The 20,239-nt window shown below is 60.6% G+C and carries 21 protein-coding genes; 10 read left to right on the top strand and 11 right to left on the bottom strand.

The annotated features are described in order from the left end of the window. The first annotated feature begins 12 nt into the window (after positions 1-12). Positions 13-1,821: a cation:proton antiporter gene (locus AACY19_RS09670; RefSeq protein WP_339450017.1), complete on the top strand. Its 1,809-nt coding sequence runs from the start codon at positions 13-15 to the stop codon at positions 1,819-1,821. A gap of 93 nt (positions 1,822-1,914) precedes the next feature. On the opposite strand, the gene AACY19_RS09665 is transcribed toward AACY19_RS09670, so the two are convergent. The 6 genes from AACY19_RS09665 to ffh all read right to left on the bottom strand — a co-directional run bounded on the left by AACY19_RS09665 (position 1,915) and on the right by ffh (position 6,046). Next, a complete protein-coding gene (locus AACY19_RS09665; protein WP_212549642.1) occupies positions 1,915-2,328 on the bottom strand; it encodes an acyl-CoA thioesterase in 414 nt (137 codons plus the stop codon). An 88-nt stretch (positions 2,329-2,416) separates the two neighbouring features. Beyond that, entirely contained in the window at positions 2,417-2,767 is a 351-nt protein-coding gene (gene rplS / locus AACY19_RS09660; protein ID WP_003175895.1) for a 50S ribosomal protein L19, read from the bottom strand. A gap of 45 nt (positions 2,768-2,812) precedes the next feature. Then, positions 2,813-3,565, bottom strand: coding sequence for a tRNA (guanosine(37)-N1)-methyltransferase TrmD (gene trmD, locus AACY19_RS09655; protein WP_008081628.1), 753 nt, complete (start codon positions 3,563-3,565; stop codon positions 2,813-2,815). Positions 3,566-3,567: 2 nt separating this feature from the next. Next, positions 3,568-4,104, bottom strand: a complete 537-nt coding sequence (gene rimM, locus AACY19_RS09650) for a ribosome maturation factor RimM (RefSeq protein ID WP_085688896.1) — start codon at positions 4,102-4,104, stop codon at positions 3,568-3,570. Positions 4,105-4,109: 5 nt separating this feature from the next. Continuing rightward, positions 4,110-4,361 (bottom strand): 30S ribosomal protein S16, encoded by a 252-nt coding sequence (gene rpsP, locus AACY19_RS09645; protein WP_003198088.1) that lies wholly within the window; start codon positions 4,359-4,361, stop codon positions 4,110-4,112. 308 nt (positions 4,362-4,669) lie between these two features. Continuing rightward, a complete protein-coding gene (gene ffh, locus AACY19_RS09640; protein WP_123464947.1) occupies positions 4,670-6,046 on the bottom strand; it encodes a signal recognition particle protein in 1,377 nt (458 codons plus the stop codon). Positions 6,047-6,256: 210 nt separating this feature from the next. Here ffh and AACY19_RS09635 point away from each other — a divergent pair, with 210 nt between their 5' ends. The 3 genes from AACY19_RS09635 (at position 6,257) to AACY19_RS09625 (ending at position 9,869) form a co-directional block, all read left to right on the top strand. Beyond that, on the top strand, positions 6,257-7,069 hold the full coding sequence (locus tag AACY19_RS09635; RefSeq protein ID WP_339450016.1) for a cytochrome C assembly family protein: 813 nt from the start codon (positions 6,257-6,259) through the stop codon (positions 7,067-7,069). Between the two features lie 12 nt (positions 7,070-7,081). Continuing rightward, positions 7,082-8,323: a transporter associated domain-containing protein gene (locus tag AACY19_RS09630; RefSeq protein ID WP_339450015.1), complete on the top strand. Its 1,242-nt coding sequence runs from the start codon at positions 7,082-7,084 to the stop codon at positions 8,321-8,323. Positions 8,324-8,552: 229 nt separating this feature from the next. After that, positions 8,553-9,869, top strand: a complete 1,317-nt coding sequence (locus AACY19_RS09625; RefSeq protein WP_339450014.1) for an MFS transporter — start codon at positions 8,553-8,555, stop codon at positions 9,867-9,869. Positions 9,870-9,962: 93 nt separating this feature from the next. Here AACY19_RS09625 and purT read toward each other — a convergent pair whose 3' ends face one another. The 5 genes from purT to AACY19_RS09600 all read right to left on the bottom strand — a co-directional run bounded on the left by purT (position 9,963) and on the right by AACY19_RS09600 (position 13,248). Beyond that, entirely contained in the window at positions 9,963-11,144 is a 1,182-nt protein-coding gene (gene purT / locus AACY19_RS09620; protein WP_102900595.1) for a formate-dependent phosphoribosylglycinamide formyltransferase, read from the bottom strand. 100 nt (positions 11,145-11,244) lie between these two features. Continuing rightward, entirely contained in the window at positions 11,245-11,712 is a 468-nt protein-coding gene (locus tag AACY19_RS09615; protein WP_339450013.1) for a preQ0 transporter, read from the bottom strand. A gap of 154 nt (positions 11,713-11,866) precedes the next feature. Beyond that, complete coding sequence (locus AACY19_RS09610; protein WP_339450012.1) at positions 11,867-12,082, bottom strand: DUF1289 domain-containing protein; 216 nt, start codon at positions 12,080-12,082, stop codon at positions 11,867-11,869. After that, positions 12,079-12,603 carry a gamma carbonic anhydrase family protein gene (locus tag AACY19_RS09605; protein ID WP_034154816.1) on the bottom strand — a complete coding sequence of 175 codons (525 nt, stop codon included), beginning with the start codon at positions 12,601-12,603 and terminating at the stop codon, positions 12,079-12,081. Before AACY19_RS09605 ends, AACY19_RS09610 begins: the two co-directional genes overlap by 4 nt. A gap of 45 nt (positions 12,604-12,648) precedes the next feature. Beyond that, a complete protein-coding gene (locus AACY19_RS09600; RefSeq protein WP_339450011.1) occupies positions 12,649-13,248 on the bottom strand; it encodes a CoA pyrophosphatase in 600 nt (199 codons plus the stop codon). 147 nt (positions 13,249-13,395) lie between these two features. Between AACY19_RS09600 and AACY19_RS09595 the strand changes: the two genes are divergently transcribed. The 6 genes from AACY19_RS09595 (at position 13,396) to ptsP (ending at position 20,207) form a co-directional block, all read left to right on the top strand. Beyond that, a complete protein-coding gene (locus tag AACY19_RS09595; RefSeq protein ID WP_339450010.1) occupies positions 13,396-13,947 on the top strand; it encodes an NUDIX hydrolase in 552 nt (183 codons plus the stop codon). A 47-nt stretch (positions 13,948-13,994) separates the two neighbouring features. After that, the gene (locus AACY19_RS09590; RefSeq protein WP_339450009.1) at positions 13,995-14,510 is read left to right on the top strand and encodes a L,D-transpeptidase family protein; all 516 of its coding nucleotides are present in this window, start codon (positions 13,995-13,997) and stop codon (positions 14,508-14,510) included. 283 nt (positions 14,511-14,793) lie between these two features. Continuing rightward, entirely contained in the window at positions 14,794-15,525 is a 732-nt protein-coding gene (locus tag AACY19_RS09585; RefSeq protein WP_339450008.1) for a GntR family transcriptional regulator, read from the top strand. Between the two features lie 24 nt (positions 15,526-15,549). Continuing rightward, complete coding sequence (gene nagA, locus AACY19_RS09580) at positions 15,550-16,656, top strand: N-acetylglucosamine-6-phosphate deacetylase (protein WP_339450007.1); 1,107 nt, start codon at positions 15,550-15,552, stop codon at positions 16,654-16,656. Next, entirely contained in the window at positions 16,637-17,659 is a 1,023-nt protein-coding gene (locus AACY19_RS09575) for an SIS domain-containing protein (protein ID WP_339450006.1), read from the top strand. The genes nagA and AACY19_RS09575 overlap by 20 nt, the downstream gene beginning before the upstream one ends. 34 nt (positions 17,660-17,693) lie before the next feature. Next, positions 17,694-20,207 (top strand): phosphoenolpyruvate--protein phosphotransferase, encoded by a 2,514-nt coding sequence (gene ptsP, locus AACY19_RS09570; RefSeq protein WP_339450005.1) that lies wholly within the window; start codon positions 17,694-17,696, stop codon positions 20,205-20,207. The last annotated feature ends 32 nt before the right edge of the window (positions 20,208-20,239 follow it).

Genomic DNA, 20,239 nt, shown 5'->3' with positions numbered 1-20,239 from the left:
CAGGGAGCTTCAATGAACGAACAGCAAATTCTGTTGGCATTTGGCGGGATTGGTGCGGCGGCGCTGGGCTGTCAATGGCTGGCCTGGCGCTTGAAGTTGCCGGCGATTCTGTTTCTGTTGTTGACCGGCATTCTGGTCGGCCCGGTGCTTGGCTGGCTCGATCCGCAGGAAATGTTCGGCCCGCTGCTGATGCCGCTGGTATCGCTGGCGGTTGCACTGATTCTGTTCGAAGGCAGCCTGACCCTGCACCTGTCGGAATGGAAAGAGATCGGCAGCGTCGTCCATCGTTTGGTGACCATTGGCGCGATCTCGACCTGGATTGTCATCGCGGTGGCCACGCACTTCCTGCTCGGCTTCGACTGGATGCTGGCCATCCTCTTCGGCAGCCTGACACTGGTCACCGGCCCGACGGTGATCGTGCCGATGCTGCGCGTAGTAAGGCCGAAAGCCTCGATTGCCAACATCCTGCGCTGGGAAGGTATCGTCATCGACCCGATCGGCGCCCTGCTCGCCGTTGTGGTGTACAGCTTCATCATCGCCAATGCCGAGGGCCATGGGCTCAAGCAGAGTCTGCTTACCTTCGGCGGGGTGATTCTGTGCGGCGCGGTGTTCGGGATTGTTGGCGGCTGGGTGTTGGGGACGATTATTCGTCGGCAATGGTTGCCGGAATACCTGCACAACCTCGCCTCGCTGGCGGCGGTACTGGGGATTTTCATTGCCTCCAACGAGGTCATGCACGAGTCCGGCCTGCTGGCGGTAACGCTGATGGGCATGTGGCTGGCGAACATGAAGGGCGTGGACGTGCGGCACATCCTGCACTTCAAGGAAAACCTCAGCGTGCTGCTGATTTCCGGATTGTTCATTTTGCTGGCGGCGCGACTGGATGTGTATGCCCTGCTCGGGCTGGGCCCGCTGGTGCTGATTCTGCTGCTGGTGATTCAGTTGGTCGCCCGACCGCTGAACGTGTTGCTCAGCACGGCTGGCTCGAGCCTGAGCTGGCGTGAGCGTGCGTTGCTGTGCTGGATTGCCCCAAGGGGGATTGTCGCGGCGGCAGTATCGGCAATTTTCGCGATTCGCCTGCATGAGGCCGGGCATCAAGGCGCGCTGCTGCTAGTGCCGCTGACCTTTGCCGTGATCATCGGCACCGTCGTACTGCAAAGCGCTACGGCTCGACCGCTGGCACGACTGTTGAAGGTTGCCGAGCCTGCGCCAAGCGGTTTCCTGATCGTCGGCGCCAACGGCCCGGCACGGGAGCTGGGCAAGTCGCTGCAGCAATTGGGCAGCCGCGTGCTGCTGACGGACTCGAGCTGGGAGAACATTCGTGCGGCGCGCATGGAAGGCTTGCCGACGTACTTCGGTAACCCGGCTTCGCAACATGCCGATGCACACCTGGATCTGGTCGGGCTGGGACATTTGTTGGCGCTGTCGCCGTCAGGGGAACTCAATACCTTGGCAGCCATGCGCTTTCGACATGACTTTGGCCATCAGCGCTTGTTCGGGTTGGCCAGCGGTCATGAAAGCCGACGTAGCGACAAGCACCGGGCGAGCCTGGAACATCGCGGCAATCAGTTGGGCAGCGAGGCGCTCACTTACGCGAAACTGGCCAGCCAGATGGGCCAGGGCGCCGAGTTGTACAGCACGACGCTGACCGACGGGTTCGGCTGGGAGGATTACCGGGCGCTGCATGGGAATCGCGCCACGTTGCTGTTCATGCGCGATGACAGCGGCTGGGTGCACGTTGTGACGCCGGAGACCGCCGTGAAACCAGGGGCGGGGTGGACGTTGTTGGCGTTGATTCAGCCTGAGAGCAGCGTCGCCTGACCCGACGCCTTCGCGAGCAAGCCCGCTCCCACATGAGACCGCGACCCCATGTGGGAGCGGGCTTGCTCGCGAAGGGCTCGACTCGCATTCGGCTCAGACAGCAAAACCAGGCAACACCGGCACCGGCCGCTTGTCATCATCGATCGCAACAAAGCTGAACTGCCCATGAATCGCCTTCTCGCGGCCGTCACAGCTCATGCTTTCGACAAACACTTCCACTTCGACCTTGAGGCTGGTGTTACCGACCTTGATCACCTTGCCGACCAGCTCAACGATGGAGCCCGCGGGGATCGCGTGGTTGAAGTCGATACGGTCGGTGGACACGGTCACCAGTGGCAAGCGGCAGAAACGCGTGGCGGTGATGAATGACACCTCGTCCATCCACGCCAGTGCGGTGCCACCGAACAGGGTGTTGTGATGATTGGTGGTCGGCGGGAAGACGGCTTTGGTTACGCGGGTCACCGAGAGTTCGGTGCGGCGTTCAATTTCCTGGTCACGGGTAGTCATGGTCTGGCCTAAAAAAAGTGCTGTGGATAAATCGCAGGCAACAAAAAAGCAGCCCGTAGGCTGCTTTTTTCTGCATCGGAAGCTGGACTTAAGCCAGTTTTTCCTTGATGCGAGCTGCTTTACCCGACAGGTCGCGCAGGTAGTACAGCTTGGCTTTACGTACATCACCGCGACGTTTAACAGCCATGCTGTCGATCTGCGGGGAGTAGGTCTGGAAAGTACGTTCTACGCCAACACCGTTGGAGATTTTACGAACGGTGAACGCACTGTTCACGCCGCGGTTACGCTTGGCGATTACAACGCCTTCGAACGCTTGCAGACGGGAACGATCGCCTTCCTTCACTTTCACCTGCACGACAATAGTGTCGCCTGGGGCGAAGGTAGGGATTTCTTTGGTCATCTGCTCTGCTTCGAGTGCAAGGATGATTTTGTTGGTCATGCTGTGCTCCTAAGGTAAATCGTTCGATCTACCATCGATACGTTGTTAACTATCGTCCCGCTCGCGGATGTATTCCTCGAGCAGCTTCTTCTCTTCTCCAGAAAGCGAGCGGCTTTCCAGAAGATCGGCGCGTCGTTCAAAGGTCCTGCCAAGGGACTGCTGTAAACGCCAACGCCGGATATGCGCGTGATTGCCACTCAGCAACACGTCGGGAACACGCTGATCCGCATACACCTCAGGTCGGGTGTAGTGCGGGCAATCCAGCAGACCATCCGTAAAGGAATCTTCCTCAGCGGAATCCGCATGCCCTAAAGCTCCAGGCAGCAGTCGTGTAACCGCATCGATCAGGACCATCGCCGGCAGCTCGCCGCCAGACAGTACATAGTCGCCAATCGACCACTCTTCATCGACATGAGCCTCAATAAAGCGCTCGTCAATGCCTTCATAACGGCCGGCAATCAGGATCAATGCATCCGATTGTGCCAGCTCGCGTACCGCCGACTGAGTCAGTTGACGGCCTTGGGGGGACAGGTAAATCACCTTCGCCGCCTCCCCGGCTGCTGCCTTGGCCTGAACCAGAGCATCTTCCAGGGGCTTGATCTTCATCACCATGCCCGGACCACCGCCAAACGGGCGATCGTCCACAGTGTGATGCCGATCCGTCGTGTAATCTCGCGGATTCCAACAGGTCAACTGCAAGAGCCCCTGTTTGACCGCACGACTGGTGATGCCGTAGTCGCCAATGGCGGAAAACATCTCGGGAAACAAACTGATCACTTCTACGCGCAAGTTAGCCACGCTTAGAAGTCCGCGTCCCAATCCACCTTCATCTCGCCCGCTGCCAGGTCGACGGCCAACACGCACTGCTCCGTATAGGGCAACAGGCGTTCGCGATCATCCAGGCTGCCAGCGCAAGGCTTGACTACCATTACATCATTGGCGCCGGTTTCCAGAAGATGATCGATTTTCCCGAGCAATTGCCCAAGTGTATCGATGACCTTCAGACCTTCCAGCTGGTACCAGTAGTACTCGCCTTCGGTCAATTCAGCGAACAGATTGCGCGGCACGCAGATCTCGTAACCGGCCAGAAGACGAGCTTCTTCACGATCATCAAGACCCTTGAGCTTTGCGACCAGGAACTTGTCGCTCCCGCGTCCACTGACCAGCTCTACCTGTTTGACATTGCCTTCACGCTTGAGCGTCCAGGTTTTGTACTGCAACAGGTTTTCAGTCGGATCAGTAAAGGAATAAACCTTCACTTCGCCGCGAACGCCATGAACAGAATAAATTTTGCCAATAACGATCAAATCATCGGCAACAGCAGGCGTCGCGTTCATATTGCTCAGGCCGCAGCCTTTGCAGATTCCTTCAGCAACTGAGCAACACGCTCAGAAGGCTGTGCACCAACGCTCAGCCAGTAGGCTACGCGCTCTTGGTTCACGGACAGACGAACTTCCTGACCACGGGCAACAGGGTTGAAGAAACCAACCTGTTCTTTGTGGGAGCCGTCACGCGGGTTACGCGAGTCGGTTACGGTCAGGTGGTAAAACGGGCGCTTTTTGGAGCCGCCAAGGGCAAGACGGATTGTTAGCATGTGAACATCGTTCCTGTAGTCGGTGCTGCAAATCTAAATGCACAGCGGGCATGGGTGCCCGAAAGGCCGCATATTCTAAGGAATATCCGGACTTTTGCAAATGACTTTTTCCGGCGCCTATGGCATGCCGTGCAGATCTGCATATAGAGCCGTCGATGAAAACGGCCAGTCAGCTCCCGCCGAGTGCGGGTTTGCTGTTGATCCTGCGTCCTTGCAGGGTCTACGCCGGTGCGACGACCGGCGAAGTTCTTGGTGTCCTGTCTCACCCGTTGCACTCGCCATGAGCAGAATGGGTGAGACGGGGCACCTTACATCTTCGGCATGCCGCCGCCGGGCAACATTCCGCCCATGCCGCGCATCATCTTCGCCATTCCGCCTTTGGCGGTGAATTTCTTCATCATCTTCTGCATCTGCTTGTGCTGCTTGATCAAGCGACCGATGTCCTGCACCTGAGTGCCGGAACCCATGGCGATACGGCGCTTGCGCGAACCGCTGATCAGCTCAGGGTCGCGGCGCTCGGCCGGGGTCATGGAGTTGATGATGGCTTCCATCTGCTTGAACTGTTTCTCTGCGGCATTCTGGGCGTTGCCCATTTGCGACAGGTTGACGCCGCCGATGCTCGGCAGTTTGTCCATGAGCCCGCCAAGGCCGCCCATGTTCTTCATCTGTTGCAGTTGATCGCGGAAGTCTTCGAGGTCGAAGCCCTTGCCTTTCTTCAGCTTCTTGGCCAGTTTGTCGGCCTTGTCCTTGTCGAGCGTGGCTTCGGCCTGCTCGATCAGGCTGAGCACGTCGCCCATGCCAAGGATGCGCGAGGCGATACGCTCAGGGTGGAACGGATCGAGCGCTTCGCTCTTCTCGCCCATACCGATGAACTTGATCGGCTTGCCGGTGATGGCACGCACCGACAGGGCGGCACCGCCACGGGCGTCGCCGTCGACCTTGGTCAGGATCACACCGGTCAACGGCAGCGCATCTCCGAAAGCCTTGGCCGTGTTGGCGGCGTCCTGGCCGGTCATGGCATCGACCACGAACAGGGTTTCGACCGGATTGATCGCGGCGTGCAGCGCCTTGATCTCGCCCATCATCTCTTCGTCGATGTGCAGACGACCGGCGGTGTCGACGATGACCACGTCGATGAATTTCAGTTTTGCTTCTTTAATAGCCGCGCTGGCGATGTCGACCGGCTTCTGGCTCAGGTCCGACGGGAAGAACGTCACGCCGATGTCGTTGGCCAGGGTTTCCAGCTGCTTGATAGCGGCCGGGCGGTAAACGTCCGCCGACACGACCATGACCGACTTTTTCTTGCGCTCTTTAAGGAAGCGCGCCAGTTTGCCAGCGGTGGTGGTTTTACCTGCACCTTGCAAACCGGCCATCAGAATAACGGCTGGTGGCACGGCGCTCAGGTTCAAATCTTCGTTGGCCGCGCCCATCAGGCTTTCGAGTTCAGCCTGGACGATCTTCACGAACGCCTGGCCCGGCGTCAGACTGCGCGACACCTCGGTGCCGACAGCGCGCTCCTTGACCGAATTGACGAAGTCCTTCACCACCGGCAGGGCGACGTCGGCTTCGAGCAACGCCATGCGCACTTCGCGCAGGGTGTCTTTGATATTGTCTTCGGTCAGCTTCGCCTTGCCGGTGACATGGCGCAGCGTCTGCGAGAGACGGTCGGTTAAGTTTTCAAACATTGCGCGATCCTTTCAGGCCCTGTGTAGACCGGGATAATGGCGGCCCAGACCGGAATCAACATGTGCTCGGCGAGCCTGCGGCGTGGGCAGGTCGCGGATTATAGCGAAGACTGCGGCTGGCGGACACCTCGCTGTCAGCTTCCGGAGTCTTTCGTGCCATGGCGGTTCTATGCCAAACTCAGCCCCTTTCGGGCTTGCCTAACAGGATTTATGCTCCCCTTGTCACCCAGTTTATTGACCACCCTCGCCGCCGCCCTTCTATATGCCGCTGCGACCCTTTATCAGAGCACCCGCCTGGCCACCGGCGCCAAGGCGAACAAGCGCCTGCTGGTCAGCCTCGGCGCCCTCGCCGTGGTCGCCCATGGCGCCAGCCTGCTCACGCATCTGCTGACCCCGATCGGTTTGGGCCTGGATTTCTTCAGCGCCTCGAGCCTGATCGCGGCGGCAGTCATTGCCCTGACCTTGCTCGCCTGTTCGCGCATCCCGGTGGAAAACCTGCTGGTGCTGCTGTTCCCGCTCGGCGCGATCACCGTGTTGCTGGCGCAGTTCGCGCCGACCGGCACGGTGCAGATCATCGACGAAGAGCCGGGCATCCTCGCGCACATCCTGCTGTCGATCCTCGCCTACGGCATGTTCACCATCGCGGTGTTCCAGGCCTTGCTGCTACTGGTGCAAGATCACCAGCTCAAGCACAAGCATCCGTCCGGACTGATCAAGAACTTCCCGCCGCTGCAAACCATGGAAAGCCTGCTGTTCGGTTTCCTCTGGGCCGGCTGGACGCTGCTGTCGCTGTCGCTGATTTCCGGCTGGCTGTTCGTCGAGAACCTGTTCGCCCAGCATCTGGTGCACAAGACCCTGCTGGCGTGCCTGGCCTGGATCGTGTTCAGCGTGCTGCTGTGGGGCCGCAATCGCCTTGGCTGGCGCGGTCACAAGGCGATTCGCTGGACCCTCGCCGGTTTCTGCCTGCTGATGTTGGCGTATTTCGGCAGCAAGCTGGTTCGTGAATACATCCTGCACATCTGACGGGCGGCATAAATGGACGGTTTGCCCCTAGGGCCGATGCTCGCGGTATTTGTCCTGCTGATTTTATGGTCCGGGCTGTTCACCGCCGTCGAAATCGCGCAGCAGTACCTGCTCGCGCAACACACCGCTTCGCGCGCCAGCGATAAACCGCTGGCGAAACTGAGTTTCCCGCTCGACAGCCTGATCCTCTGCAACACCCTGTGCCGGGCACTCGCGGTGATCATCGCGACATTGCTGGCGATTTTCCTCTGCGAAGAAAACGGACCTTGGGCTGCATGCCTCGGCGTCGGGGCAATCCTGCTGGTGTTCGCCGATTACTTTCCGCGCGCCCTCGCCCAGCGCTACCCCGATGCCGTGCTGAGCTTCGGTAATTCCTTGCTGGCGGTGCCGCTGAAGATCGCTTATCCGTTTGCCTGGCTGTTCAGCCGCATCAGCGGTTTGCTGATGACCCCGTTCGTGCGCAAGGCCCAGGTCGTAAAACCAAGCGAAGATGACTCGCTTGCCGACCGTTACGACGATCCCGAGCACTCGGTCCGAGTCCACCCGGTTTCTGGCATCCATGCGCTGGACAACATCACCGTCAACGACATTCTGGTGCCGCGCAGTGAAGTCGACGGCATCAACCTCGACGAGTCAATCGAGACCATCATCGAACAGTTGCGCCATACCAAGCGCACACGCCTGCCGGTGTTCCATAGCGACATCAATCAGGTAGAAGCAGTGCTCAACACCCGGCAGATCCGTCATCTGCTGAACAATGGCGACCTGACTCTCGACGCGCTGCTGGCGGCGAGTTATGAGCCGTACTTCGTGCCGGAAAGCACGCCGCTGCAACTGCAGTTGCTGAACTTCCATAAACAACAGCGACGCCTGGGCATGGTGGTCGACGAGTACGGCGAAGTGCTCGGTATCGTGACGCTGGAAGACATTCTCGAAGAAATCGTCGGCGAATTCGAAAGCGAACACAGCCTCGATAACCCGCACATTCATCCGCAGGCCGATGGCCGCATGGTGATTGACGGTGCCGCGTCGATCCGCGAATTGAACAAATGCCTGGGCTGGCATTTGCCGAGCGATGGGCCAAAGACCCTCAACGGTCTGGTCACCGAGGCGCTGGAAACCATTCCGGAAAGTGCGGTGTGCCTGAAAATTGGCCGCTATCGCCTGGAGATTCTCGAGACCGAGGAGAACCGGGTGAGCAGGGTGCTGATCTGGCATACCTCTTCGGTGCCGGCTCTGGTGCCTGCCCGATAGAAGACCTTTTGTTCTTGTTTGATTATTAGCCTCCTTCCTATAATCGAATCGCTTACCCAAGCGCTGCCAAACCGTGTGCTTACCCCGCACCAGACCGGTTTCGGCCATTTCCGCTGCACACCGGCGACTGTTCCTACCTGAAACAGCGACCGCGCCCCATCCCACATCCCTGGGTGTTCGACCATAATAATTCGCTCCAACGGAGCTCATGACTGTCAGGGATCACCGCATGACGACCAGTACCACTTACAGCGACACCACGCCTGCGCAACCGACCAACTCGGCCACCCGCGTCGCCACGGCGAGTTTTATCGGCACCGCCATCGAGTTCTACGATTTCTATGTTTACGCCACCGCTGCCGCGCTGGTGATCGGGCCGGTGTTCTTTCCGCAGACCTCCGGCACCGCGCAGATGCTCTCGGCGTTTCTCACCTTCGGCATTGCCTTCCTCGCCCGTCCGCTGGGCTCGGCACTGTTCGGCCATTTCGGTGACCGCATCGGGCGCAAGTCGACGCTAGTGGCTTCGCTGCTGCTGATGGGCGTGTGCACGACGCTGATCGGCGTGCTGCCAGGTTACGCCACCATCGGCGCATGGGCGCCGATTCTGCTGTGTGTGCTGCGCTTCGGCCAAGGGCTGGGACTGGGCGGCGAGTGGGGAGGTGCCGCCCTGCTCGCCACGGAAAACGCGCCGAAAGGCAAACGCGCGTGGTTTGGCATGTTCCCGCAACTCGGCCCTTCGATTGGTTTTCTTGCCGCCAACGGCTTGTTTCTGACCTTGGCCATGACGCTCACCGACGAGCAATTTCGCAGCTGGGGCTGGCGGATTCCGTTTCTGCTCAGTGCAGCACTGGTGATGGTGGGTCTTTACGTTCGGCTCAAACTCCACGAAACGCCAGTGTTCGCCAACGCCATCGCCCGCCACGAACGGGTGAAAATCCCGCTGGTCGAGCTGTTCAGCCAGTACTGGGCGCCCACCTTGCTGGGCGCAGCGGCGATGGTGGTTTGCTATGCGCTGTTCTATATCTCGACAGTCTTTTCCCTGAGCTACGGAGTTTCCACACTCGGCTATAGCCGCGAGACTTTCCTCGGGTTGCTGTGTTTTGCCGTGCTGTTCATGGCCGCCGCCACACCCTTGTCGGCCTGGGCGAGCGACCGATACGGGCGTAAACCGGTGCTGATCATCGGTGGCGTACTGGCAATACTTTCCGGGTTTCTGATGGAGCCACTGCTGACTCAGGGTTCGACCTGGGGCGTGGCGCTGTTCCTGTGCATCGAACTGTTCTTGATGGGCGTGACGTTTGCGCCGATGGGGGCGCTGTTACCTGAGCTGTTTCCAACCCATGTGCGTTACACCGGTGCTTCAGCGGCGTACAACCTGGGCGGCATTGTCGGAGCCTCGGCGGCGCCGTTCTTTGCGCAGAAACTGGTGGCGATGGGTGGTTTGAGCTATGTCGGCGGGTATGTGTCGGGGGCGGCGGTGCTGAGTTTTATTGCGGTACTGTGTCTGAAAGAGACGCGGGATAACGATCTGAATCGGGTGGCCTGACAGAGGATCAAAAGCTTCGCGAGCAAGCCCGCTCCCACATTGGAATACGTAGTCCTGTGGGAGCGGGCTTGCTCGCGAATGCCACGACGCGGTTTAGAGCTCGACCACAACCGCCTGAGCAGCGCGGGTGGCCTTGGCACGAGCCGCTTCGATTGACTCATCCCGCGCCAGCGCCACGCCCATGCGACGCTGACCATTCACTTCCGGCTTGCCAAACAGACGCAACGCGGTATCTGGCTCGCTCAACGCAGCGCCGAGGTTGGCGAATGCAGTCTGCGTCGACTGCCCTTCCACCAGAATCACCGCCGAAGCCGATGGCCCGAACTGACGGATCAGCGGCACCGGCAGGCCCAGAATGGCGCGTGCATGCAGGGCGAACTGCGACAGATCCTGGGAAATCAGCGTGACCAAACCGGTATCATGCGGGCGCGGCGAGACTTCGCTGAACCACACTTGATCACCTTTGATGAACAGCTCGACGCCAAACAGTCCACGACCGCCCAGCGCTTCAGTCACGGCTTTGGCAACGCGCTCGGACTCAGCCAGGGCAATCGGACTCATGGCCTGCGGCTGCCACGATTCCTGATAGTCACCCTTCTCCTGACGGTGACCGACCGGTGCGCAGAAGGTGGTGCCGCCGATGTGGCGCACGGTCAGCAGGGTGATTTCGTAGTCGAAATCGATAAAGCCTTCGATGATCACGCGACCTTTGCCGGCGCGACCGCCCTCTTGCGCATAATCCCAGGCTTTCTGCACGTCATCGGCGCTGCGCAGCAGGCTCTGGCCCTTACCTGACGAACTCATCACCGGTTTGACGACGCAAGGGAAACCCAGGTCCTCAACGGCTTTGCTGTAGTCCTCGAAGGTATCGGCAAAGTGGTATGGCGAGGTTGGCAGGTCCAGCTCTTCAGCGGCCAGACGCCGGATGCCTTCGCGGTTCATGGTCAGTTGCGCAGCGCGCGCGGTCGGGATCACGGTGAAGCCTTCGGCTTCCAGCTCAACCAGGGTGGCGGTGGCGATGGCTTCGATTTCCGGCACGATGAAGTGCGGTTTCTCGGCTTCGATCACGGCACGCAGGGCCGCGCCGTCGAGCATGTTGATCACGTGGCTGCGATGGGCAACTTGCATCGCCGGCGCATTGGCGTAGCGGTCAACGGCGATCACTTCAACGCCCAGGCGTTGCAGTTCGATCACCACTTCCTTGCCCAACTCACCACAGCCACACAGCAATACGCGGGTCGCGGTTGGCGACAATGGAGTTCCGATACGGGTCATCTCAGGTCCTCAAAGAAGCGGATCATCGAGGAAAGCAACGCCAGACGCGCTTTCCATGGGGAGAAAGCGCGGCATTTTACATGAACCGCAGACTTTGGCTTCAGCCGGCGACAGCCTGTTTGCGCTCGCGCCAGGCCATGATCAGCCAGACGGCAGTGACGCCGGCGAATTTCGAGAGCAGCGCAGTGATGATCACCGGCGGCGTCAGCAGGTCGATCATGCCGAAGAAGATGAAGGTGTCGATGGGAATACTCAGCGCCGAACTGATCCACAAGCGGTCGCGCAATTGCCGCTTGGTGATGCTGAACACCAGCCAGTCGATGATTTCCGACACCGCGAACGCCGTGGCACTGGCCAACGCGATGGACGGATCGGAAGTGACGTAGGACAGCACCAGCGCCACCAGCATCGCCACGAGCGCGCCGTGGCCGAAACGGGTTTGCACCATGTCACGCAGCACGAACACCAGACCGCCCCAGGCCGACCAGATAATGTCCAGGTGTGGCGCGGTGGAGAAGGCGAAGTTGATCAGCACAACGCTGCTGATGTAGGCGATGAGGAAAATCATGGGGGCGACCTGTCAGATTGGCGCACAGGTTACTTGAGCTCTGGTTGTGCGCCAATAGATACGATGACCGTACCGACCTCTTCGCCAGCGGGCTTGCTCCCACAGGGGAATGCCTTTCAAAGGTGGGAGCGAGCCTGCTCGCGAAAGCGGTCGGTCAGGCGCCAGATTTCCCGGGGATCATCCACACCAACCCACTGGCCTTCGCCCGCTCATGGCACAAACCCAGCACCACCCGGCGCTCGTCGTTGGTCATGCGACCCCAGCGCGTGATCTCTTCAACCGTGCGCTGGCAGCCCGTACAGATGTCAGCCTCATCCAGTGCACAAATATTCACGCACGGTGAGGGGACAGGTCTTTCGGGGGTCGTCATTCTTCTTGCTCAACCAGATCGCGCGCATAACGCTGCGAGTTATGCACATAGTGGGCGGCGCTGGCCTCAAGCATCTTCTTCTGCGGCTCGGTCAGCTCGCGCACAACTTTGCCCGGCGAGCCCATCACCAACGAACCATCGGGGATTTCCTTGCCTTCGCCGATCAGCGAATTGGCGCCGATGATGCAGTTCTTGCCGATCTTCGCGCCGTTGAGAATCACCGCGTTAATGCCGATCAGGCTGTAGTCGCCGACAGTGCAGCCATGGAGCATGGCATTATGACCAATGGTCACACCGGTGCCGATGGTCAGCGGGAAGCCCATGTCGGTGTGCATCACCGTGCCGTCCTGCACATTGCTGTTCTTGCCGATCAGGATCAATTCATTGTCGCCGCGCAGCACAGCGTTGAACCAGACGTTGGCGCCCTCTTCCAGTTTGACCTTGCCCACCAGCACGGCATTGGGGGCGACCCAGCTCTGTGGATGGGTCTCGACACGGGCGTCGCCCAAGCGGTATTTCATCTTGTTTCCCTCAGGGCTCACGGTCACGGCCATTCGAACGATGGCTCAGGTGTTGATAAAACTTTTTGGCGGTTGGTGCAGGCTGATCCTGGCGTCATAGAGCAGGTTGATCAACTCGACGATCATGATCGCCGTCAGGCCCCAGATCTTGTATTCGCCAAATCGATAGCTCGGCACGTACCAGCTGCGACCTTGATAGTCGATGCGATGGGTGTGCTCGCGGGGGTCTTCGCGGAAGAACTCCAGCGGAACGCTGAAGACTGCAGCGATTTCGGCATCATTGGCCTGATATTCGACAAAATCGGGGATCACACCGACATAAGGCGTGACCTTGATGCCATGCAGGGAAATCAGTGGGCTAAGCGGGCCGATGACTTCGACCAGCCCGGGCGGCAGGCCGATTTCTTCCTCTGCTTCGCGCAGGGCTGTGAAAATCAGGTCCGGGTCTTCCGGATCGCGGCGACCGCCAGGAAAGGCCACTTCGCCACCGTGGGTCGACAGCCCGCTGGCGCGCAGGGTCAGCAGCAATTCCGGCTCGTCGCTGCGGGTGATCGGCACCAGAACAGCGGCCTCGGGGAAACGTTTGTCGGTCTCCAGCGTGCGCGGTGTGTGGTTGCTTACCCGATGCAGTAGCTCATCCAGCATGAGTGTTCTCGATCTGTGCCTTACCCTGCATCATGCACCAATCATTGCGTGCGCCCAAGCCCCCGAAACCCGCCGTGTCGCGAAACGACAACTTGCCGACCAGCACCGCTGCACGCCAAGATAGGCGCAGCATTCAGGAAACCCAGCATGAAATTTTGCAGCCACTGCGGTAACCCGGTCACCCAGCGCATTCCCGACGGCGATTCGCGGCTGCGATTTGTCTGTGAGAGCTGTCAGACCATTCACTATCAGAACCCCAATATCGTCGCCGGCTGCGTGCCGACCTGGGGCACGAAGGTGTTGTTGTGCCGTCGCGCCATCGAGCCACGCCTGGGTTACTGGACGTTACCCGCCGGCTTCATGGAGAACGGCGAAACCATCGAGCAGGCCGCCATGCGCGAAACGGCCGAAGAGGCCTGCGCCCGGGTGCGCAACCTGAGCATCTACACGCTGATCGACGTGCCGCACATCAGCCAGGTGCATGTGTTCTTCCGTGCCGAGCTGGTGGATCTGGACTTCGCCGCCGGCCCCGAGAGCCTCGAAGTGCAACTATTCGATGAAGCCGACATTCCGTGGGACGAGCTGGCTTTCCGCACGGTGGGGCGTACCTTAGAATGCTTCTTCGCTGATCGGCGTGTTGAGACGTTTCCGGTTCGTTCGGAATCGATTCCCCCGCTCGTTCAGCCTGCCATCACCTAAAATATCCATAAATAAAATATCTGCGTCACTCCTGGGGAATCGTTTCAATGCGCTGGTTGCTTGCCCTGTTCTGCCTGTCGTTCGTTACCGTCTCCCAAGCGTCATTCGTGACCACCGTGACGCCGTCGAACACCCCGTTCATCGAGAAAGTCCTGGTGCTTAAATCGGCCCATCAACTGCAATTGATCGCCGACGGCAAACCCGTCAGGACCTATCGCATTTCCTTGGGCAAGGGCGCGAAAAAAGGTCCGAAACTGATTGAAGGCGACAAACGCACACCGGAAGGTTTCTATTGGATCGACTGGCGCAAGACCAGCGATAAATTCAACCTGTCGATGCACATCTCCTACCCGAACATCACTGATTCGGCCCGCGCCCGTCGCGAAGGCGTCGAGCCTGGCGGGATGATCATGATCCACGGCACGCCGGACTCGGCAGACAACCCGGAAAACCTGTTCCACACCCTGGACTGGACCGACGGTTGCATCGCCATGCGTAACGTTGATATGCGCGAAGTGTGGAACATGGTGCAGGATGGCACGATGATCGAAATTCGCCCTTAATCATCGACCGCTGGTCACCCGCAAAAAAATAAATCAAAAGATCGCAGCCTGCCGCAGCGCCTACAGAGGTGATACCACTTCCCGATGTAGGCGCTGCCGCAGGCTGCGATCTTTTGCGTTTCTGCAGCACCCGCTAATACCACTTCAGACCACCACCCCGCAGAGCCGCGATCCACATGGGCTGCAGACATTTTCCCTGCGTTGACATGGTATGCAAGTGGTATTAGTTTTCGCCCGACAACCGACTTAAAACAATCCTACATCGGTGCCGGAAACGACTGACATGAATGACCTCCAGGCCTTACGCCCCGACGACACTCAACCGACACCGTTGTACCTGCAACTGGCGCGCAACCTAGAGGCCGCCATCCATGCCGGACAGTGGAAGTCCGAGCAGGCGATGCCTTCGGAGCGCAATCTCAGCGAGTTACTGGGCATTTCCCGGGTCACTGCACGCAAGGCCTTGGAAGTCCTTCTCGATCAAGGTTTGATCCGTCGCCTGCAAGGCTCCGGCACCTTCATTACTCCACGCCTGGAACAACCGCTGTCGCGCCTGTCGGGATTCAGCGAGATGCTGCGCTTGAAAGGCTTCGTGCCCAGCTCGCAATGGCTGGAACGCGAAATCACCCTGCCGACCCACGAAGAACTGATCCGCCTAGGCCTGTCGCCGAACGACAAGGTCGCGCGCATGAAACGTCTGCGCAAAGCCGATGACACGGTCATGGCCATCGAAATGAGCACCCTGCCCGCCTCGATCATGCCCAAGCCGCAGCAGGTCGGCGATTCGCTCTACGAATACCTCGATGGCATCGGCAAACCGATCGTCCGCGCCTTGCAGCACATCCAGGCGATCAACGCCTCGGACGAGTTCGCCGCGCTGGTTGGCATCGCCCCCGGCACCGCGATGCTGCTGATGACCCGGGTCGGCTACCTCGAAGACAACACCCCTATCGAAGTCACCGACACCTATTGCCGCAACGACTACTACGACTTTGTTGCAGAGCTGCGTCGATAAGCGCAGCCAAAAGCGAGAATCAAAATGTCCGAAGACAACATCCTCACCGCTGACGGCTGGATTCGCGGCCGGCTGATCCACGAACACGGCAAAGTGGTGTCCATCGAAGGCCTGCCTTGCGATCCGGCGAGCAATGACCTGCCGTATCTGCTGCCCGGCTTCATTGATCTGCACGTTCACGGCGGTGGCGGCAAAGACATCATGGAAGGCGCCAGCGCCTTCGAAACCATCAGCAAAACCCATGTGCGTTTCGGCACCACTTCGCTGCTGGCTACCACCATGACCGCGCCGAGTGCCGAGATCTCCAGCGTGTTGAAGGAGGTCGGAGAATTCTGCGAACAGCGTCCGAAAGGTGCCGCGAGGGTCCTCGGCGTACACCTCGAAGGCCCGTACATCAACCCGGGAAAACTCGGTGCACAACCGAACTTTGCCCACACCGCGTTGATGGCTGAGGTCGAAGAGTATCTGGCACTGGCGCCGATCCGGGTGATCACCATCGCCCCGGAAATCGCCGGTCATGATGCGTTGATTCGCGAGCTGAGCAGCCGTGGCATCCGCATGCAGATCGGCCATACCCTCGGCAGTTACGAGGAAGGCGTCGCCGCACTTGACGCCGGCGCGACCAGTTTCACGCACCTCTACAACGCCATGAGCCCGCTGCACCACCGCGAGCCGGGCATCGTCGGCGCGGCACTGGCCCACGCCAAATTCGCCGAGCTGATTCCGGATTTGCTGCACGTGCATCCCGGCGCCATTCGCGTCGCCCTGCGCTCGATCCCATGCCTGTATTGCGTCACCGACTCGACCGCCGCCGCCGGCATGCCTGACGGCGAATACAAGCTGGGCAGCCACACCGTGACCAAATGCCTGGGCGGCGTGCGTCTGCCCGACGGCACGTTGGCGGGCAGCACGCTGACCATGGATCAGGCCCTGCGCAACCTGGTGAAGATCGGTTTGCCGATCGCCGAGGCTTCGCAGCGTCTGTCGCAATTTCCCGCCGACTACCTCGGCATCACTGAACGCGGGCGCCTTGCACCCGGGGCCTGGGCCGACTGCGTGCGGCTGGATCGCTCACTCACACTGACCGCCGTCATGGTCGAAGGAGAAGACATTGACTTCAAAAATGCTTGAGGAGGCGCTGTCCTCCTTCGATGCCGTGCAAGCCCAACTGCAACAGCTCGACCCGCCGATGATCGAGATCGCCGGACGCCTGCGCCGTCAGCCGCCGCAAGTGGCGATGACCGTCGCCCGTGGCAGCTCCGACCACGCGGCGAGCTACTTCGCCTACCTGACCATGCAGCAACTGGGGGTGCCGGTGGCGTCGTTGCCGATGTCGGTGGTGACCATGCAGCAGGCGCCGCTGAAGGTCAGCGGTCAGGTCGCCTTCGCGTTTTCGCAATCGGGCCAGAGCCCCGATCTGGTCAACAGCCTGCGTCTGCTGCGCAAGCGTGGCGCGTTGAGCGTGTCGATGGTCAACGCCGCCGATTCGCCACTGGAAGCGGCGTGTGAGTTCAGCGTGCCACTGCTCGCCGGGACTGAAAGCAGCGTCGCCGCGACCAAGAGTTTTATCGCCACCCTCAGCGCCAGCGCCCGTTTGGTCGCGCACTGGAAAGAGGACAGCGAATTGCTCGAGGCCGGCAATGCCCTGCCGGAAGGCCTGCGCGAAGCGGCGCAACAGGACTGGAGCGTGGCCATCGAAGCGCTGCGCGATTGCGAGCGTTTGATGGTCATCGGCCGTGGTGCCGGCTTCGCCATCGCCCAGGAAGCGGCACTGAAATTCAAGGAAACCTCGGCGATTCAGGCCGAAGCCTTCAGCAGCGCCGAAGTCCGTCACGGCCCGATGGCGCTCATCGACGAACACTATCCGCTGCTGGTCTTCGCCCCACGCGGCGCCGAGCAGGCTGGCCTGCTGAGTCTGGCAGCCGAAATGCGTCAACGCGGCGCCCGCGTGCTGCTGGCCGCGCCGGACGATGTCAGCGAACGCGACCTGACCCTGACTCGCGCCGAACACCCGGCCCTTGATCCGATTCTGGCGATTCAGAGCTTCTACGTGATGGCCGCCGGTTTGGCCGTGGCCCGCGGCATGGACCCTGATCAGCCGCGCCACCTGAGCAAAGTTACCCGCACGCACTAAGCCCGAATGACTGCAGACCTGATGAGACCGAGCCATGCACAACAACAATAAAGAGCTGACCCTCAGCGCCCCGCTCAGCGGCCCGGTGCTCACGCTCGCCAAAGTCCCGGACGCGGTGTTCGCCAGCGGCGCGATGGGTGACGGCATCGCTATCGACCCGCTCAACGACACGCTGTACTCGCCCTGCGCTGGCGTGATCATTCACGTTGCGCGCACCGGCCACGCGCTCACCGTGCGGGCCGACAATGGCGCGGAGATCCTCCTGCATCTGGGCCTCGACACTGTCGAGTTGAACGGTGAAGGTTTCTCGATGCTGGTCAAGGAAGGTGGCCGCGTGACCAAGGGGCAGCCGTTGTTGCGCTATGACCTGGACCAGGTCGGCCAGCAATGCAAAAGCCTGGTCAGCCTGTTGATTCTGACCAACAGCGAGGATTTTCAGGTACGACCGATCACCCTCAAAACGGTGAAGGTCGGCGAGCCGTTGCTGCACATTGTGGCGCGCAACGGTTCGCCAGCGAATGTTGCCGAGGTCGACGGGCCAGAGGTTCACGGGCATGTGCTGGTCGCCCATCGCGGAGGATTGCACGCACGCCCAGCCGCTTTGGTCCGGCAGACTGCACAGGGTTTCAACAGCCAGTCGCAACTGCACTTCGCCGGTAAATCGGCACCGTGCAACAGCCTGATCGGTTTGATGGGACTGGCGGTTGGCGAGCAGGATGAGGTGCAGGTCAGCTGTCAGGGCCCGGACGCTGAAGCGGCGCTGCAAGCATTGCTCACGGCATTGGCGACTGCCCTGCCCGAGGATCATCACGCAGCAGCACCGGCCAGTGCGGCGGCGGCTAAACGCCCCGCTGAAGCAGGTGTGTTACACGGTGTGTGCGCTGCGCCGGGACTGGTCGGCGGGCCGCTGTTTCACTTGAATGCGATCAGTCTGCCGGCGGATGCGGGCAATCACGATCCCTCGCAACAACAGCAGGTTCTCGACGCGGCGCTGACTCAGGTGCGCAACGAAATCGACGGCACCCTCGCCCAAGCGAAAAAGCACAAGAACGCCGATGAAGAAACAATCTTCGCCGCGCATTTGGCACTGCTCGAAGATCCCGCCCTGCTTGACGCAGCACAGCAATCCATCGAACAAGGCACTGCGGCAACTCACGCCTGGAGCCGGTCGATCGATGTGCAGTGCGAAGTCCTGCAACACATCGGCAGCGCGCTGCTGGCTGAGCGCGCCAATGATCTTCGCGACCTCAAACAACGTGTGTTGCGTGCCTTGCTCGGCGAAGCCTGGCATCACGACGTGCCTGCCGGCGCCATCGTTGCCGCCCATGAGCTGACGCCCTCGGATCTGCTGCAACTCAGCGCTCAAGGTGTTGCCGGGTTGTGCATGGCCGAGGGTGGCGCGACATCGCACGTCGCGATTCTGGCGCGCGGCAAAGGTCTGCCGTGCCTGGTGGCACTCGGCGCAGCGCTGCTTGATCAGCCGCAAGGTCAAGCGGTCGTGCTCGATGCTGACAGTGGTCGCCTGGAACTGACGCCAAATGCTGAACGTCTGGCTGAAGTTCAGCAGGCGCAAATCGACCGTCAGCAACGCCGCGACGCACAGCAAGCCAAGGCTCACCTGCCTGCCGAAACCCGCAATGGCGTGCACATCGAAGTCGTCGCCAATGTCGCCTCCAGTGCTGAAGCAGCCGATGCCTTTGCCAACGGTGCCGATGGCGTCGGCCTGCTGCGCACTGAATTCCTGTTCGTTGATCGTCACACCGCTCCGGACGTCGAGGAGCAACGCAGTGCCTATCAAGCGGTGATCGATGCGATGGGCGACAAGTCGGTGATCATCCGCACCATCGACGTCGGCGGCGACAAGCAACTCGACTACCTGCCGCTGCCCATCGAGGCCAATCCGGTGCTCGGCCTGCGCGGCATTCGACTGGCTCAGGCGCGCCCGGAAATCCTCGATCAGCAATTGCGCGCACTGCTGCAAGTCAGTCCGTTGCGGCGTTGCCGCATCCTGCTGCCGATGGTCACCGAAGTGGACGAACTGCTGCAGATTCGCCAACGCGTCGACGCCTTGTGCCGGGAGATGAACATGACCCAGCGCCCGGAAATCGGCGTAATGATCGAAGTCCCCGCCGCCGCACTGCAAGCCGAGCAACTGGCCGAACACGCCGACTTCCTTTCCATTGGCACCAACGATTTGTCGCAGTACACCTTGGCGATGGATCGCGACCACGCAGGCCTGGCCGCCCGCGTCGACGCGATGCACCCGGCGCTGCTGCGCCTGATCGCCATGACCTGCGCAGGCGCGGCGGTGCACAAACGCTGGGTTGGCGTGTGCGGCGCCCTCGCCTCCGATCCGCTGGCGACGCCGGTGCTGATCGGTCTGGGCGTCACCGAGCTGTCGGTCAGCCCGGTGCAGATCGGTGAAATCAAGGATCGCGTGCGCCAGGTGCACGAGACCGAATGCCAGCGCCTGAGCCGCGACCTGCTCAAGCTGAGCAGCGCCGCCGCCGTCCGTCACGCCTGCCACCAGCATTGGCCGCTGCCCTAACAACAAGCTCTCTATAAAGAGCCGGGAGAACC

The sequence above is a fragment of the Pseudomonas sp. EA_5y_Pfl2_R50 genome, from assembly GCF_963970475.1.
In the GTDB taxonomy this organism is placed as follows: Bacteria; Pseudomonadota; Gammaproteobacteria; order Pseudomonadales; family Pseudomonadaceae; genus Aquipseudomonas.
This window is presented reverse-complemented; position numbering and strand designations above follow the sequence as displayed.

What these genes read in the sequence shown, in the direction of transcription:
- AACY19_RS09665 (WP_212549642.1), bottom strand. Translation starts at nt 2,328, where the DNA reads ATGACTACCCGTGACCAGGAAATTGAACGCCGCACCGAACTCTCGGTG.
- rpsP (WP_003198088.1), bottom strand. Translation starts at nt 4,361, where the DNA reads ATGCTAACAATCCGTCTTGCCCTTGGCGGCTCCAAAAAGCGCCCGTTT.
- AACY19_RS09615 (WP_339450013.1), bottom strand. Translation starts at nt 11,712, where the DNA reads ATGATTTTCCTCATCGCCTACATCAGCAGCGTTGTGCTGATCAACTTC.
- rimM (WP_085688896.1), bottom strand. Translation starts at nt 4,104, where the DNA reads ATGAACGCGACGCCTGCTGTTGCCGATGATTTGATCGTTATTGGCAAA.
- AACY19_RS09630 (WP_339450015.1), top strand. Translation starts at nt 7,082, where the DNA reads ATGGACGGTTTGCCCCTAGGGCCGATGCTCGCGGTATTTGTCCTGCTG.
- rplS (WP_003175895.1), bottom strand. Translation starts at nt 2,767, where the DNA reads ATGACCAACAAAATCATCCTTGCACTCGAAGCAGAGCAGATGACCAAA.
- AACY19_RS09600 (WP_339450011.1), bottom strand. Translation starts at nt 13,248, where the DNA reads ATGCTGGATGAGCTACTGCATCGGGTAAGCAACCACACACCGCGCACG.
- AACY19_RS09605 (WP_034154816.1), bottom strand. Translation starts at nt 12,603, where the DNA reads ATGAAATACCGCTTGGGCGACGCCCGTGTCGAGACCCATCCACAGAGC.
- AACY19_RS09590 (WP_339450009.1), top strand. Translation starts at nt 13,995, where the DNA reads ATGCGCTGGTTGCTTGCCCTGTTCTGCCTGTCGTTCGTTACCGTCTCC.
- AACY19_RS09635 (WP_339450016.1), top strand. Translation starts at nt 6,257, where the DNA reads ATGCTCCCCTTGTCACCCAGTTTATTGACCACCCTCGCCGCCGCCCTT.
- purT (WP_102900595.1), bottom strand. Translation starts at nt 11,144, where the DNA reads ATGACCCGTATCGGAACTCCATTGTCGCCAACCGCGACCCGCGTATTG.
- AACY19_RS09595 (WP_339450010.1), top strand. Translation starts at nt 13,396, where the DNA reads ATGAAATTTTGCAGCCACTGCGGTAACCCGGTCACCCAGCGCATTCCC.
- nagA (WP_339450007.1), top strand. Translation starts at nt 15,550, where the DNA reads ATGTCCGAAGACAACATCCTCACCGCTGACGGCTGGATTCGCGGCCGG.
- ptsP (WP_339450005.1), top strand. Translation starts at nt 17,694, where the DNA reads ATGCACAACAACAATAAAGAGCTGACCCTCAGCGCCCCGCTCAGCGGC.
- AACY19_RS09610 (WP_339450012.1), bottom strand. Translation starts at nt 12,082, where the DNA reads ATGACGACCCCCGAAAGACCTGTCCCCTCACCGTGCGTGAATATTTGT.
- AACY19_RS09670 (WP_339450017.1), top strand. Translation starts at nt 13, where the DNA reads ATGAACGAACAGCAAATTCTGTTGGCATTTGGCGGGATTGGTGCGGCG.
- AACY19_RS09625 (WP_339450014.1), top strand. Translation starts at nt 8,553, where the DNA reads ATGACGACCAGTACCACTTACAGCGACACCACGCCTGCGCAACCGACC.
- ffh (WP_123464947.1), bottom strand. Translation starts at nt 6,046, where the DNA reads ATGTTTGAAAACTTAACCGACCGTCTCTCGCAGACGCTGCGCCATGTC.
- AACY19_RS09585 (WP_339450008.1), top strand. Translation starts at nt 14,794, where the DNA reads ATGAATGACCTCCAGGCCTTACGCCCCGACGACACTCAACCGACACCG.